This is a genomic window from Flagellimonas onchidii (assembly GCF_004804315.1).
Taxonomy (GTDB): domain Bacteria; phylum Bacteroidota; class Bacteroidia; order Flavobacteriales; family Flavobacteriaceae; genus Flagellimonas; species Flagellimonas onchidii.
This window is the reverse complement of sequence record NZ_SRXX01000007.1, coordinates 181865-197018: the sequence shown is the minus strand read 5'-3', so window position 1 is coordinate 197018 and position 15154 is coordinate 181865. Positions and strand designations below refer to the sequence as shown.

Here is a 15154-nt window from a genome sequence, read left to right as displayed (position 1 = left end):
ACATGAGTAAGAAAAATAAACAGGTACAAAAACCGAGCAAAGAGTTTATATTTCAAAAGAAAAATTACACTTTTCTTTTTATCGGATTGGCGCTGATTGCCCTAGGGTTTATTTTAATGAGTGGCGGCGGAAGTGATGACCCCAATGTATTCAATCCTGATATCTATAGTTTTAGAAGAATCCGACTGGCACCCACTTTGGTGCTCATTGGTTTAGGTATTCAGGTATATGCCATTTTGTTGAACCCTAACAAAAACAAGAAATAGTTTGGAAATCATTGATGCTATTATCCTTGGGATCATTCAAGGGCTTACCGAGTTTTTACCTGTTTCTTCCAGTGGACATTTAGAACTTGGAAAGGCCATCTTGGGAGCAGATTCACTTCCCGAAGAAAGCCTTTTGTTTACTGTGGTTCTTCATTTTGCAACAGCTTTAAGTACAATTATCGTATTTAGAAAAGATGTCATCGATATTTTTAAGGGGCTCTTTCAATTCAAATGGAACGAAGAAACACAGTTTTCCCTTAAAATCATTATTTCCATGATTCCGGCAGCTTTGGTCGGTTTCTTTTTAGAAGATTTTCTTGAAGTCTTTTTTGATGGCGCCATCATCATCGTTGGTATTATGTTGCTCATTACCGGATTCCTTTTGTATTTGGCAGATTTGGCAAAAACCACGGACAAGGGAGTTTCGTACCGAAGCGCTTTTGTAATCGGAATGGCCCAGGCAGTTGCTATATTGCCCGGTATCTCAAGAAGTGGTGCTACCATTTCGGCTGCGGTTTTATTGGGGGTAGATAAGTCAAAATCGGCTCGTTTTTCTTTTTTGATGGTTGTTCCCCTGATTTTTGGAAAAATGGCCAAAGACCTTTTAAGTGGTGACGTCAATTTTGTAGGTGATCAAGCAATTGCAATGGGAGCAGGATTCGTGGCCGCCTTTATTGCCGGGTTGGCCGCTTGTACTTGGATGATTAAACTGGTGCGTCAAAGCAAGCTTTCTTACTTCGCCATTTATTGTGTTATTGTAGGTCTTATTGCCATTGCCTGGAGCATTTGGGGGTGATATTTATACCTTTGATCCAAAACCTTAACTCTTGAAGACCAAGGAAGATTTCTTAAACGGACAGATTCTATTAATCGATAAACCGTTGGAATGGTCATCGTTTCAGGCGGTAAATGCGCTTAAATGGGCAATCCGAAAAAAATTTGACCTGAAAAAGATAAAAATTGGGCATGCCGGTACCTTGGACCCATTGGCAACAGGTTTATTGATTATTTGCACAGGAAAGTTCACCAAGAAAATTCCAGAACTACAAGGGCAAGTCAAAGAATACATAGGAACATTCTCTTTAGGGGCTACCACGCCATCCTATGATCTTGAGACAGATATAGATCAGTCCTTTTCCATTGATCATATCACCGAAGAGCTCATCCAAACCACGGCCCAACAGTTTTTGGGTACCATAGAGCAGATTCCTCCTGTGTTTTCAGCCTTAAAAAAAGACGGAAAGCGCCTATATGAGTTGGCTCGGGAAGGTAAAAAAGTTGAAATCAAGCCAAGGTCAATTCAAATACTCGAGTTTGAAATCACCCAAATTAAATTGCCGCATATTGGTTTCCGGGTCGTTTGCAGCAAAGGAACCTATATTCGCTCTTTGGCCCATGATTTTGGCAAAGCACTCCAATCTGGAGCATACTTATCTGGTCTTAGAAGAACCAAAATAGGTGATTTCAACGTAGTTAATGCTGTGGATCCTTTGGATTTTAAGGAAAATCTATTGGTGCAGTAGCTCATTAATTCCTTTAAAAACCTGAGTTTACCTAAGAATCCTATAAAATAATTTTATAAAAAAAAGGTTATAATAGGACTATGAATCTGAACAGAAACCAGTTATCGTTTTTAATAACTTTTTTCTCTATGTCCATAATTGTGTTGTTGTTGTTCAACATTCACCTAGGGGGCATGCAGGAGGAGGAATACGTTATTGAAATGAGTCTGGCGGATGAAGATATCGAGGAACTGCTTAAAGAAGAGGAAGAACGTTTGGACGAGCTGGCCAACAATGATCCCATTAAAAGCCATATGGCTTTCAACGAAACTGCCAAACCTTCCGTTAAAAGCCCAGAACCTTTGAAGACCTTAGAAGAACTCCAGGAAGAACGAGCTTTGAATAGTGATGCCAGTGAATTTTCCGATGCTGATGGTGCATTTTCAGAGCAACTCAAAGAACTTGCCTCAAAACGCGAAGAAAAAAAACAACAATTGAGTGAACGCGAGACGCAAAAGGAAGAATTCACGAATAATTTGAAAGACAAACGTACTTCCATTTCCTATTCTTTGATCGACAGAAATGCCTATGTACTTCCTCCTCCCATTTATACCTGCATCGAGGGCGGTAAAGTAGTCATCAATATTAAGGTTGACTCCAATGGCTACGTAATCGAAGCCTCATTTAACGATAGTAGTTCTGGCACCAGTAACGGTTGTTTGGTGGATAATGCCATTGCATATGCATATAAGGCTCGTTTTAATACAGATTCCAAAGCTTCTCAAATTGGTACCATAACTTATTTGTTTCAAAGTAAGTAAGCCACCTGTTTTTCTTTACATCGATTGAAACGCGTGCTCGTCACTTCCCCTTGGCATCTTTAGTTGAATTTCGCTAACTTCACTTATCGTTGAATAAAAATCATTAGAAACCGATTCATATCCTTTTAGTTAGCTGTTATTTGGAAAATGGAACAAACAGACAAAATAATAATTAAGAGAACTGTTTACGAAGACCTTGAAAAAATAATGGAATTCGAAAGGGATAATTGTAAATACATCCAACAATATAATATTTCTGAACATGAACAAATACTAGAAAACGAATGCCATTTGTCTATATTTAAGAAAGAAAATAATGAGCTAATTGGACACATAATTCTTGCTGGAATTTCCGATCCAAAAAAAGCGATTGAATTTAGACGAATTGTTGTTTCGAAAAAAGGATTTGGTTATGGAAAAGATTCGATAGAATTGGTTAAAAAGATTTGTTTCGAGAAATATAAAGCGGACAAAATTTGGCTTGATGTTTACTCTGACAACAAAAAGGCAATTGGACTATATAAATCCCAAGGTTTCTTAAAAGAAAAAAGGATACAAGCTAAAAAAGATAGTAATCCACGTGATCTGTGGATAATGACCTTTAACAATATTTAAACAAATGATTTTAGAAGTAGCGATACTCGAAGTAAAAAAAGGACTAGAAAATCAATTCGAGACCGACTTTAAAAAAGCGAGCAAATATATTAGTTCTATAGACGGATATTTAAATCATAAATTGAAAAGATGTTTGGAACAAGCCAATAAATATATTCTGCTTGTTGAGTGGAATAAATTAGAGGACCACACAATCGGATTTAGAGAAACGGAACAATATAAACATTGGAAAGAAATTTTACACCATTATTATGACCCTTTTCCTGTTGTTGAACATTTTGAAACAACCTTTGAAATGAAAAAAACAACAACTAACAAAGTGTAAAAATAATTGCTAGGTTCCAGTCTACTCTGAAAATCCTACAGATTTTTCCTTTGGTTCGTTCCATTTTTGGTAAGTTAGTTGCTTAACCACACAACAAGACGCAGCACAGAACGATAAGTGTACCCTTAAAACAAATTTTAATCCAAAAGCAGGTTGGTTATATCTTCCAAAGTATTCTGCCCCTTATCTTTATTGTACCAAACTTGTAGGTCTTGCTTGAATTGTGCATCCAAATGGCCGTGCTCCTTTTTATAATCCTCTACCATTTGGGTGGCGATACTAGGTCTTGGACCCCATTCGCCAATGACCTCTTGGGCATGCTCGTCAAAAACCATCACTTTGGGAATGGAGCGGGAACCGTTGGTCAAAAATTCATCCATCAACTTCAGATTTTCATCCCGCAATACGATTTTCAAATCGATATTCGGATTTAGCTCCGCGATTTTATTCAATACAGGTAAACTTGGCGCGGCATCCCCACACCAACTTTCACTCAACACCAAAAAAGTAAGCTTGGAATTGATTCGGGAAATCTTTTCTTGCACCTCGGTAGGAATTTTCAAGGTTTTGTCCCAGCGCTTCATGCGACGATCGTTGAGCTCGGTATAATTGATCAACGATTCCAACTGCTCCTCCCCTGTAGTCTGTCTGTTCTTTGCCAAATCGCTTACCAAATCCCTATATGAAGCATAGTTCATCCCTTTTGAGATTCCATTTTGAACGAGCTTCAGCTGTTTTTCCGAAATATTTTTTTCCACTACTTCCATGTCATGTTTTTTCCAAAGTTAAACTGCAAAAAATCCAAAAAATCTGACTTCGGTCATTGGTAGGTTTATTTTTACAAACCTTACAATGCCATACACCCCTTTCAAACTAACGTTTTACAAGTTTATCGGAGAATTAGTTTCTTTAATAGGTGCCAATAAAATTATAACTTTGAGTATTCCGTTTAACCTTTAAGCCGAGTGTATGAAACTAACTTATTTTTTTCTAATAGGGGTTGTCATGATATGTTCCGTGCAAGCTCAAAACAATCAAGAGATTCAAGTGCAAATCGGTGATGAATTAGTGCTTGGCCAGCCAAAAGCGGCTTCTTATCGGCATATTAATGTACCCCGTAAAAACTTTATTATAAAAAGAGGGGGGATTGCCAATTTATCTTCTCTTCAAAATTCTCGTGTTATCGTTACGGACATAGTGTATGGGGCAAAGACCCAGATAACTTTTAAAAGAACCAATGATCGAAAGTTCTTTAGAATTTACAAAACGTTTACGGCAGATTTGGAAAATGCCCTTAACAACGGAGAATTAGTAATTGTAAAGAAGGGTGTTAAGGTTCAGGAAGAATCCAGCTAATTCTTATTTGCCGTCAACACCATTTTAAAATCCTATTTTAGTAAAAACTTCATATGAACAAACATCGCTGCGGTTGGTGCGAAGGTGATTCACTTTACGAAGATTACCATGATAAAGAATGGGGAGTTCCGGTTAAGGATGACCCTACACTTTTTGAATTTTTAATTTTGGAGACTTTTCAAGCCGGTCTAAGTTGGATAACCGTGCTGAAGAAGCGTGAAAATTTCAGAAAAGCCTTTGACAATTTTGATTATCTAAAGATTTCCAAGTATGACCAATCCAAAATTGATGAATTGCTCAACAACCCGGGAATCATACGGAATAAGCTCAAGGTACACGCAACGGTTTCAAATGCTAAGGCTTTTATGGAAGTCCAAAAGGAATTTGGCAGTTTCAGTAACTACATCTGGGGGTTTGTGAACGGTAAACCCATTAAAAACAAATGGAAAAACTATAAGGATTGCCCTGCCACCACCCCTTTATCCGATGTGATAAGTAAAGATCTAAAGAAGCGGGGTTTTAAATTTGTGGGAAGCACGGTTGTTTATGCTCATATGCAGGCTACCGGAATGGTGAATGATCATGAAGTCGGTTGTTTTCGATATAAGGAGGTTTAAAATATCAACTACAACATTTTTAAGAGTTTTTCCCTGGAAATCAATTCAGCACCCAAGCTTTCTAAGTGATCGGTGTGTACCTGACAATCTATCAACTTATAGTTTTTACCCTGCAATTCTTGAACCATTTTAATAAACGCAAATTTAGAAGCATTAGGCACTGTGCTGAACATACTCTCACCACAAAATACATGACCAAGGTCTATACCGTATAATCCCCCTACCAATTTGCCCTTTTCCCAAACCTCATATGACTTGGCAATGTCCAAACGAAATAGTTCCATATAGGCTTCTTTCATTTTTGAGGTAATCCATGTGCCATCCTGTCCTTTTCGTTTAATTTTTGCGCAATGGTCAAGTACTTTTTCGAAATTGCGGTTCTGGGTTATTGAAAATTGATTGCTCCGTATCACTTTACGCATACTTTTGGAAATCTTGATACGGTCAGGAAAGAGTACCATTCGAGGGTCCGGACTCCACCATAAAATAAGTGCATCTTCATTGAACCATGGAAATATTCCATTTTTATAGGCCAAAATCAGTCGTTCAGGAGATAAGTCCCCCCCAACTGCGAGTAAGCCATCTTCATTTGCATTTTCAACTGGTGGAAACTCCAATCGATCGCCTAAAAAAGTCAATGGGATATTTTTTGAATCCTTATCCAAAACACAATTTTCCATAAAGTTACCCAAATCATCTAAAAAATCAGAAGCCCTAAGATGTAGATAAGACTTCCCAACAACATAAAAAGCAGTGTATAGGGCAGTATTTCTTTGGCCTTTAACTTTGTAATCCCTAAAAGAGGTAGTGCCCAAAAGGGTTGCAACATGTTAGTTATTTGGTCCCCGTAAGCCAAAGCCATCACCGCTTTTGGTAAAGGAACTCCCAACTGCAGTGATGATTCCAACACCAAAGGCCCTTGTATGGCCCACTGCCCACCTCCACTCGGCACAAAAATGTTTACAAGACCAGCACTCAAAAAAGTAAAGATTGGCAAAGTGGTGGCGTTACTAATAGATACAAAAAAATCAGAGATACTGTTAATCATTCCACTGCTTCCCATTATTCCCATAATTCCAAAATAAAGTGGAAACTGAATCAAAATGCCAGCAGTGTCCCCAATGGCCTCTTCCACGGCAATCAGAAAGCTTTTAAAACTTCCGTGCAGAACAATGGCCAATCCTAACATAAAAAAGTTGAGCATGTTCGGGGTAATGTTCAACGACCGTAAAGCTGGTGAATATTGAAACAAGAATGTCAACAAAATCAGTCCACCGAAGAGAGAAGTGGCAATTTTAGAATAGTCCAACTTTTCGGCGCCTTCCAGATTTTTTTTATCCACAGATTGGAATTTGTATTCCTTTAGAGTCGTTGTATGTGGATTGGTCTTCTTACCCAAGAAATAAACTAGTGTGCCAATTGCAATTAAGACCGTAAGAAAGAGTATCAAATTCCAACTACTGAAAACTGTTAGCGAAGTGGAAATGGTTTCTGGCAGTTGATTCAATACAGATTGATTTGTGATATTCCCCATTAATTCTTGCAAATGCCCCGATTCGGATACTTTAATAGGAGCAGATCCGCTTATTCCCCCGTGCCACACCATTAACCCTACGTAACCAGAGGCTCCAATCAGGGGATAGTTTATGGGAATATTATGATTTTGGGCGTATTCACCGACTTTCCGGGCCAAAATTGCACCAAAAATGAGTCCTAAACCCCAATTGAAGAAAGAAACCAACATGGTTGGCAAGGCCACGAGGACGGCAGCGCCTGACGTGTCTTTCACAAAACTTGTAATTCGAAGAATCAATCTTTCTACGGGCTTACTAAGAACAAGAACATGCCCTAGCACCAAAATGAGCATCATCTGATAGGCAAAAACCAAAAGGCTGCTGTTCCATATTCCATTTTCCCAATACGAAAGAATGGATATCAGATGATTGTTCTCGGAGGTATTTTCTGTAAAAATTAGGGCCAACACAATAGTCAGCAAGGTTAAAAGAACTGCAATGGTAAATGGGGAAGGCAAATACCTTCTAAAAGTGTTCTCTATGACCTTGGTAAGGCCCACCAAAATGAATTAGAATGGCAAATCGTCGTGATCCTCTTCATTGAGGTCATCTGCAGGCTCAAATGCTTCCATGGGAGGTACTGGAGGCATATTTTCATTGCCTTGCGCCCCTTCTAGGTTTTCAACACGCCATCCTTGGATAGAATTAAAATATTTGGTCTCTCCTTGAGGGTTCACCCATTCTCTCCCTCTTAAGTTAATACTAACCTTGACCATTTGGCCAACGTTATAGGAATTCAACAAATCACATTTGTCCTGCACAAATTCGACTAAAATGTGTTGGGGATATTGCTCCTCAGTGGTTACTACCATTTCTCTTTTTCTGAAACCATTGTTACCGTAAGTTTTGGTCTCATCTATCATTTTAATTCTTCCCTGAACTTCCATGTATTTTACTTTTCAATAAGCCCCAAATGTACATAAAATGACCTCCTTTTAAAGGATATCTTATGAAGAACTATCAACAAAACTTTACTTTTTCCGTTATCTTTAAAATCAATTTGCCCAAAAATGAACTTCAACCCAAAAAAGAAGGCTTCCAATATTATTCTTTTGGTTTCCGCTTTTATTATAGTGAGCCTTATTCTTTGGAATACCAACAGCTTTTTTAAAAAGTTTAAGGAAGAAGAGCGATTGAAGATGGAAATTTGGGCCACCGCACAATTGGAACTCATTCAGTTTTCCGTTGATCAAGAAATGGGTAATTTAACCTTGAAGGTCATGGGAAACAATACCTCAACGCCCATGATTTTGGTCAATGAGGAGGGAACCATAAAAACCCATAATATTCCTACCGAAAAGGCTTCGGACAGTATATACATCCAAAAAAAAATACGGCAATTCGCCAGTGAAAATGAGCCGATTCATATTATTCAAGAGGGTGAACTTTTGGAAACTCTGTATTACGGAAATTCGGAGGTGCTCAACAAGCTTAGGTACTACCCATTGGCACTTTTGCTGATTATTTTTCTTTTTGGTGCTGTTATTTTCTTTTTCTTCCGAATTAATAAGGCATCGGAACAGAATAAGCTTTGGGCCGGAATGGCGAAAGAGACCGCACATCAAATTGGCACTCCACTGACTTCTCTTTTGGGATGGAATGAATTATTGAAATCTGAAAATATTAATCAGGACATCACTAAGGAAATAGAAAAAGATATAACACGGTTGCAGACCATTACGGAGCGTTTCTCAAAGATTGGGTCAATCCCTGAGCTCGATGAGTACGATATTGTGGCCGAAACAGAAAAAGCTTTCCAATATTTGAAACGTAGAAGCTCCAAATTGGTCAATTTTTCGTTTAGTTCGGATATTGAACAGTTGCCAGTGCTTCTGAACCCTCCACTTTTTAACTGGAGTATTGAAAATTTGGTCAAAAACGGAATTGATGCCATGAAAGGGAAGGGTAGCATTGCCATTCAAATTGAAAAAAAAGGCCAAAACGTCAATATTTTGGTTTCGGATACGGGTCGAGGAATCCCAAAAAGTGATTTTCAATCCATTTTTAATCCAGGCGTAACCACGAAACAACGAGGCTGGGGATTGGGGCTTTCCCTTGTTAAAAGAATTGTGGAAGAGTACCATAAAGGAAAAATTAAAGTACTTTCGTCAAGTAAAGAAGGAACAATCATGCAAATTTCCTTGAAAGCAAACAGTTAGGGTTATGGCCAAGGAAAAAAGAATTGCCATCAAAGAAGCAGAGCTGACCAACAATTGTCCTGAATGTTTTAACCAGGACTTAAAACTCTCTTTTTACCAAAAACATACCTACAATCCTTTCTTTCATAGGACCACAGGCGATGTTATCCACGAAATAAAATGTAGAAAATGCTATTCAGTAATTTATCCTGTAAACTGGACCGAAGATATTGAACGGGTTTTTGATTATTATAATAAATTGGTTACACCAGACAGACCTTCGGTAAGATTCACCACACTATTCTTTGTTTTGTTGATTCTTTTTATCGGTGCGGTTTCTGCATTTATCTATTTCTATTTAGAAGGTTTTATTTAAGAAACCCCCTAATTTCCATAGCCGTTTTCTCAAATTCCTCCTGAGTTAAAGTCTCCTTGTGCTGAAATGTGGCATTTTTCATGCTTTGTAGAGGAATCATATGTACATGCACATGGGGAACTTCAAGACCAATAATGGACATTCCAACCCTATTGCAAGGTACCGCTGCCTCTATGGCCTTTCCAACTTTTCTAGAAAATGCCATTAACTTCATATACGAAACCTCATCAAGATCCATGATTTTATCCACTTCCTTTTTAGGAATACACAAAGTATGCCCTTTTGCATTCGGGTTAATGTCCAAAAAAGCAAAATTATCCTCGTCTTCAGCGATTTTGTAACAAGGAATCTCGCCATTGATGATTTTGGTAAAAATACTTGACATGTCGGTGTTAGTTTGGTAGGTTCAAAAAAAAATCCCGTCTCTCGACGGGATTAAATATAGCGATTTTGTAAAGTCTATTCTCTAGTGATTTCTAAAACATCGAACTTTAAGGTTCCATTGGGCACTTGTATCTCCGCCACATCTCCCACCGATTTTCCCAACAATCCCCTACCTATTGGAGAGGTAACAGATATTTTTCCTGCTTTAAGATCAGCCTCACTCTCTGCTACCAAGGTATATTTCATCTCCATACCATTGGCTTGATTTTTAAGTTTAACCGTTGAAAGTACCAGCACTTTTGACGTGTCAAGTTGAGATTCGTCAATCAACCTAGCATTGGACAATGTTTCTTCCATCTTGGATATTTTCATTTCCAAAAGACCCTGCGCCTCCTTGGCTGCATCATATTCAGCATTCTCAGACAAATCTCCTTTATCCCTGGCTTCTGCAATGGCTTGGGATGCCTTAGGTCTTTCCACATCCTTTAGATGGTTCAATTCCTCTTTTAACTTTTTAAGTCCTTCGGCCGTATAATAAGATACTTTGCTCATATCGTCATTTTTTAATGCAAGACAGCATCGAAGAAAATCCTGGATTTTCCCAATGTATTTTTTACCAAATAGAAAAAATCCTCAACGAACACCATGCCTTGCACAGCTTTTTTGCGAGGATTTAACGCAAATATAGCCATTTTTTGTTCACTTTTGCCAAAGTAAAGCGTTCAAATCCAAACTATGAGAAGCCTCTGGAGGTCTATTTTACTGCTAGCTTTAATTTCCTGTTCAACAGACAGTACAAACCGTAATCCTTATCTTCTGGAAGTGAATTTTAGGTTTGATGTTAACCTAAACCTTCCATCTTACCTTGAATTGAACAATATTGGAAACCCCGATTATATACCTAACGCCGGCGTGGGAATCAGAGGTATTTTTGTTATGAAGGCTGGCTTAAGTGGCTCGCAGTATGTGGCGTGGGAAGCCAGTTGCCCCAACCATGCACCCAACAGTTGCTCAACCATGATGATTGACGGACAGAATGCCGTTTGTCCATGTGACAATTATACGTATAGTCTTTTTACAGGTCAATTATTAAATAGACCTGATGATGGCAACCGATACTACGACTTACTTTTTTATCGTGCGACTCAAAGCGGAAACACTGTTATTGTCTCCAATTGACCCATTGGTTATTTTTTTTGGAGAATGCAATCCATGATCCAGCTTGTATGAAGTCCCGATTTCCCTTGTGAAGGGTGTTGGCCTTTCCCGAATAGGTGTTTTCTAATGTTTTCAACATGAAATTGCTGAATGTGTTCGGGATGTGGAATTTCCAAAGTTTGGCTACCTTCTTCATTTTCAAGTTCAATAGGTGCTTCATCCAATACAGAGAACGTGATTTTCCCTTTGGAACCGAATATTTCGACTTTATCCACACGATGAAATGTTCCAAAGTTCCAATTTCCCTCTCCTGTAATTCCATTTTCGTGAATCCATGAGGCGGTGACAGCATCATAAGCAGAATACAAATTTTGCTGGTTTATGGCCAAGCCGTTGGCACTTTTAATATTTCCCAACAAATATGTAAAAAGGTCTAAACCATGACTTGCCAAATCATCAAAATACCCCCCAAGAGCTATTTTTTTATCCGTCCTCCAGTTATATTCACCGCTCAAATCCAAATCATTCGGAGGTTTGGTTTTTTGCCAATGAATATGTCTGACCTCACCTATCTTGCCTTCATTCAACCAATCTTTTATTTTATTGAACCTTAGCAAAGACCTTCGATAATAGGCAACAAACAGCGGTATGTTTTTTGTTTTGAACGTTTCATAAACCACCAAACTGTCTTGAAAAGTTGGGGTCATTGGTTTTTCAATACAGCAAGGTTTTCCCGCTTCCGCCACTTGAAGTGCATAAAATTTATGCGAATCGGGAGGGGTTGCTATATATATAGCATCTATATCAGGGTTTTTGATTACCTCATTGGCATCGGTGGTCCAGTGAGAGACATTATGCCTTAAAGCATAATCCTTAGCTTTATTAGCATCTCGGCGCATAACCATTTGTACCTGAAAGCCTGAGGTCATCTGATATGCTGGAACGCTCTTTTTTTCGGCCACGCTACCACAGCCAACTACGCCCCATCGAATCGGAGTCTTATCAAAAAATTTGAGGGATTCTGTCATAGTTTATAAAAGTACAGAATCCCCCAAAAAATAATGTTATCTAAAAATTAACGGTAGCCCCTAACAAAAAGTTGATTCCTGCCTGAGGGTAATAACCCTGTACTTCGAAAGTATTTCCCGGGTTTGAGAAATAATCTAAATACGTGTAACCATTCGATACATATCTTGCATCGAATACATTGTTTACAAGCCCAGACAACACAATGGATTTGAAGACGCTGTTGAAATCTATCTCATACTGAATGTTAAAGTCCGTAGTGAAATATCCATCCAATTTCGAAGCCTCAGTATCTGTATTGCTTAAGTATTGTTCCCCAACGTATTTACTCAACAAGGACAATTGTATATTTTCATTGGGGGAAAAAGTAAAACGATTACCCGCGATAATATTTGGGGAAAAGGAAATGTTGGTGTTCCCCAGATTTCTTGAAACGCCATCCCTTTCTATGTTCAAGTTTTTGATCTTATTGTCGCTTAGGGCTACATTGGGACTAATAAAGAACTTGCTTCCCAATTGAATATTTGCGTCGATTTCAAGTCCAAGGCGATAGCTATCATCTACATTAGCTCTCAAAGAACCTCCTACATCGTTCAATTCACCCGTAAGAACCAATTGGTCTTTGTAACTCATATAATATATATTGGTATTCAATTGAAATGATGGGGAAACATAACGCCATCCAAGTTCAAAATCATTTAAACGTTCTGGCCTTGGATCTCCATTCTCATAATCGTTTCGATTGGGCTCTCTATTAGCCACAGCATAGGAAAAATAAAAGTTGTTATTAGGATTCAAATCAAAAGTAATCCCTGCTTTTGGGTTAAAAAAATTGAAGGTGTCATCCACCAACCCTGTGTCCTCACCATTGGCTTCATAACCCACTCCTCGGTATTGCAGGTCCCAAAAAACTGACCATTTATTATTCAGCTTATAATTGGCCTTTGCATATATGTTGAAATCAGTCTTTGTGGAGTTGTCCTCATAATAACGATCGCGAATATTGCTTTCCGAGGCAAAACGCGCCCAGATTACTTCACCGAAATGATCTCCTTTGTAAATATTGTAACCCCCTCCAAGTATTAAATCAAGGTCATCCTTTTTATGATTAATGGATGCTACCGCACCATAAAAATCATTATCCAACCACCTTCTTCTAATAAGGTCCGTTTCATCTAAGGTCTCTCCATTTACCGTCAATGGTTCAAAACCATAGGTCGAAAAACTATCATCTTCCCTAAATTGTTCAAAAAAACCACGCCCTCTTGTATAATGCAAAGCAATATTGGAGCTCCATGTTGGACTGATGGTTTCATTCCAATGCAATTGAAAATGGTCTTGCTTGTAGTTGTCTTCTTCTCTTTCATAAAATTGAACATTTCCATTTTCATCTGTATATAATCCAGCGGAATTAAATGTTCTGTCGGTTTTTAGTTGGTCTAGCGTGATTCCATTCCAAGCTTGATAGGTAATTTCGTGCCCTCCAAAAAGTAACGCTTTAATCAAGGTGTTTTCATCCTTATAAGCTCCTTGTAGAAAATAGCTCTCCAGTTCTGAACTTGCCCTATCAATATAACCATCTGAAGTTATCCGGGACAATCTGCCCGAAATTTCAAAATTGTTATTTAACAGACCCGTACTAAATTTAAAGTTGTTCCTCAAGGTGTTAAAACTCCCGACGGATGAAGAAATTCTAGCATAGGCATCTTCAGAAAAAGCATCCGTTAGAAGGTTCAAACTTGCCCCGAAGGCACCAGCTCCGTTGGTAGATGTCCCAACACCGCGTTGAAGTTGAAGGCTTTCGGTAGAAGAGGCAAAATCGGGCATGTTTACCCAAAAAGTACCTTGAGATTCGGCATCATTGTAAGGGATACCATTAATGGTTACATTTACCCTTGTCGCATCACTTCCCCGAACACGAATACCTGTGTAACCGATTCCCGCACCTGCGTCGGAAGTAGTGACCACAGCAGGTAAAAAGTTCATCAAAATGGGAATGTCTTGCCCCAAATTTCTAGGGGCAATTTCATCCTTGTCCAAATCAGAAAATGTAATAGGAAATTCTTTGGTCACCCGAATTGCCTGAACCAACACTTCGTCAAGTACGATTTTTTTACCTTCTAGTGAGTCTGTTGGTGATTGTTGTGCACTAGTTACCAGTGCCAGCCCTATAAGGGCCAAAGTTGTGAATAAAGTTGTCTTCATCCGTAAAAAATTTACGAATAAAAGGGGCTATTATTCTTGTTAGTTAAAATGATTTTGTTTCAATAGAAACATTGAAATTCCAAGATGCGCCTTGCGCAATCCCTTGGCGGCATTACCCGCCCAGGTTCATTGGGTATAATCTCAGCCTTTATAAAAAGCACCCCTTTGAGATGCCGCAAATGTAATACCGGTTATTGGTTTTTCATAACAAAAGATTGCATAAATATAAAAGGCTGCCGAAGCAGCCTTTTCAACTTACCAGCAATGCTGGGGCGTCATGGATAACGCAAAGGTTAGTGTTTGCATAGCATTATCCCATTTTCTTTCTTTTGGTTTTTTTGTATTCACGATTTAAATGAGGTATCACTATCACTAAAAAAGAAGCAACCAGAAATGATACCAAACCCATTACAATTACTATTTCGAATAACATATTTTTAGCTAGTGTTCCAATTCTTTAGACACCTCTTTTTTATTTTGGTCACAAAAAAGGAGGACCGTGCAAGCACAGCCCTCCTGCCAACCAAAAAATCTAGACACCGACGTCTAGAAAGCCTTCATTCCAAATAACTCCTCATATTTATTAGACACCTTTTATTACTTAAAGTCACAAAGAAAAAGGTCGCACAAAGTGCGACCTTAAAAACCAAATCAACCAACCAAAAATACTAGGTCCAGACCTAGTAGAATTATATATTTTTCATGAAATCCTTTTCACCCTATGTCTACCTATACGTCCTTTTCAATACATTGGACACCGCTTTTAAAAAAAGGTCACAAAAAAACCGCTT

The 15154-nt window shown here is 38.4% G+C and carries 19 protein-coding genes and 1 riboswitch; of the genes, 11 read left to right on the top strand and 8 right to left on the bottom strand.

What is annotated here, in order from left to right; all coding sequences use genetic code 11:
* Nucleotides 1-2: 2 nt before the first annotated feature.
* The 6 genes from E4661_RS09750 (at nt 3) to E4661_RS09725 (ending at nt 3529) form a co-directional block, all read left to right on the top strand.
* A complete protein-coding gene (locus E4661_RS09750) occupies nt 3-266 on the top strand; it encodes a DUF3098 domain-containing protein (protein ID WP_136466757.1) in 264 nt (87 codons plus the stop codon).
* Nucleotide 267: 1 nt separating this feature from the next.
* Nucleotides 268-1062, top strand: a complete 795-nt coding sequence (locus tag E4661_RS09745) for an undecaprenyl-diphosphate phosphatase (protein ID WP_136466754.1) — start codon at nt 268-270, stop codon at nt 1060-1062.
* Between the two features lie 31 nt (nt 1063-1093).
* Complete coding sequence (gene truB / locus E4661_RS09740; protein WP_136466752.1) at nt 1094-1789, top strand: tRNA pseudouridine(55) synthase TruB; 696 nt, start codon at nt 1094-1096, stop codon at nt 1787-1789.
* A gap of 80 nt (nt 1790-1869) precedes the next feature.
* The gene (locus E4661_RS09735; protein ID WP_136466750.1) at nt 1870-2589 is read left to right on the top strand and encodes a hypothetical protein; all 720 of its coding nucleotides are present in this window, start codon (nt 1870-1872) and stop codon (nt 2587-2589) included.
* Between the two features lie 147 nt (nt 2590-2736).
* Nucleotides 2737-3204 (top strand): GNAT family N-acetyltransferase, encoded by a 468-nt coding sequence (locus E4661_RS09730; RefSeq protein WP_136466748.1) that lies wholly within the window; start codon nt 2737-2739, stop codon nt 3202-3204.
* Nucleotides 3205-3208: 4 nt separating this feature from the next.
* Nucleotides 3209-3529 carry an antibiotic biosynthesis monooxygenase family protein gene (locus tag E4661_RS09725; protein WP_136466746.1) on the top strand — a complete coding sequence of 107 codons (321 nt, stop codon included), beginning with the start codon at nt 3209-3211 and terminating at the stop codon, nt 3527-3529.
* A 137-nt stretch (nt 3530-3666) separates the two neighbouring features.
* Here the strand turns inward: E4661_RS09725 and E4661_RS09720 are convergent, their stop codons facing one another.
* A complete protein-coding gene (locus tag E4661_RS09720; protein WP_136466744.1) occupies nt 3667-4296 on the bottom strand; it encodes a thioredoxin family protein in 630 nt (209 codons plus the stop codon).
* Between the two features lie 202 nt (nt 4297-4498).
* Here E4661_RS09720 and E4661_RS09715 point away from each other — a divergent pair, with 202 nt between their 5' ends.
* Both E4661_RS09715 and E4661_RS09710 read left to right on the top strand, forming a co-directional pair.
* Nucleotides 4499-4885 (top strand): hypothetical protein, encoded by a 387-nt coding sequence (locus E4661_RS09715; RefSeq protein ID WP_168796353.1) that lies wholly within the window; start codon nt 4499-4501, stop codon nt 4883-4885.
* 53 nt (nt 4886-4938) lie between these two features.
* Nucleotides 4939-5502, top strand: a complete 564-nt coding sequence (locus E4661_RS09710; protein WP_136466738.1) for a DNA-3-methyladenine glycosylase I — start codon at nt 4939-4941, stop codon at nt 5500-5502.
* Nucleotides 5503-5510: 8 nt separating this feature from the next.
* Here E4661_RS09710 and aat read toward each other — a convergent pair whose 3' ends face one another.
* The 3 genes from aat to E4661_RS09695 are packed head-to-tail and all read right to left on the bottom strand — an operon-like array spanning nt 5511 to nt 7963.
* Nucleotides 5511-6182 (bottom strand): leucyl/phenylalanyl-tRNA--protein transferase, encoded by a 672-nt coding sequence (gene aat / locus E4661_RS09705; RefSeq protein WP_136466736.1) that lies wholly within the window; start codon nt 6180-6182, stop codon nt 5511-5513.
* Nucleotides 6183-6199: 17 nt separating this feature from the next.
* A complete protein-coding gene (locus E4661_RS09700) occupies nt 6200-7576 on the bottom strand; it encodes a short-chain fatty acid transporter (RefSeq protein WP_136466734.1) in 1377 nt (458 codons plus the stop codon).
* Nucleotides 7577-7585: 9 nt separating this feature from the next.
* Entirely contained in the window at nt 7586-7963 is a 378-nt protein-coding gene (locus E4661_RS09695; protein ID WP_136466732.1) for a DUF3127 domain-containing protein, read from the bottom strand.
* A gap of 123 nt (nt 7964-8086) precedes the next feature.
* Here E4661_RS09695 and E4661_RS09690 point away from each other — a divergent pair, with 123 nt between their 5' ends.
* On the top strand, nt 8087-9235 hold the full coding sequence (locus tag E4661_RS09690) for a sensor histidine kinase (RefSeq protein ID WP_136466730.1): 1149 nt from the start codon (nt 8087-8089) through the stop codon (nt 9233-9235).
* Between the two features lie 4 nt (nt 9236-9239).
* Nucleotides 9240-9590 (top strand): hypothetical protein, encoded by a 351-nt coding sequence (locus tag E4661_RS09685; RefSeq protein ID WP_136466728.1) that lies wholly within the window; start codon nt 9240-9242, stop codon nt 9588-9590.
* On the opposite strand, the gene E4661_RS09680 is transcribed toward E4661_RS09685, so the two are convergent.
* Entirely contained in the window at nt 9583-9975 is a 393-nt protein-coding gene (locus E4661_RS09680; protein ID WP_136466725.1) for an HIT family protein, read from the bottom strand. The genes E4661_RS09685 and E4661_RS09680 overlap by 8 nt on opposite strands.
* A 74-nt stretch (nt 9976-10049) precedes the next feature.
* Entirely contained in the window at nt 10050-10526 is a 477-nt protein-coding gene (gene greA, locus E4661_RS09675) for a transcription elongation factor GreA (protein WP_136466723.1), read from the bottom strand.
* A gap of 183 nt (nt 10527-10709) precedes the next feature.
* On the opposite strand from greA, the gene E4661_RS09670 reads away from it, so the two are divergent.
* Nucleotides 10710-11153, top strand: coding sequence for a Rieske (2Fe-2S) protein (locus E4661_RS09670; protein WP_136466721.1), 444 nt, complete (start codon nt 10710-10712; stop codon nt 11151-11153).
* Nucleotides 11154-11161: 8 nt separating this feature from the next.
* On the opposite strand, the gene E4661_RS09665 is transcribed toward E4661_RS09670, so the two are convergent.
* Both E4661_RS09665 and E4661_RS09660 read right to left on the bottom strand, forming a co-directional pair.
* Nucleotides 11162-12160, bottom strand: coding sequence for a Gfo/Idh/MocA family protein (locus E4661_RS09665; RefSeq protein ID WP_136466718.1), 999 nt, complete (start codon nt 12158-12160; stop codon nt 11162-11164).
* A gap of 40 nt (nt 12161-12200) precedes the next feature.
* On the bottom strand, nt 12201-14363 hold the full coding sequence (locus E4661_RS09660; RefSeq protein WP_136466717.1) for a TonB-dependent receptor: 2163 nt from the start codon (nt 14361-14363) through the stop codon (nt 12201-12203).
* A gap of 82 nt (nt 14364-14445) precedes the next feature.
* Nucleotides 14446-14538: riboswitch (TPP riboswitch) on the bottom strand.
* Between the last annotated feature and the right edge of the window lie 616 nt (nt 14539-15154).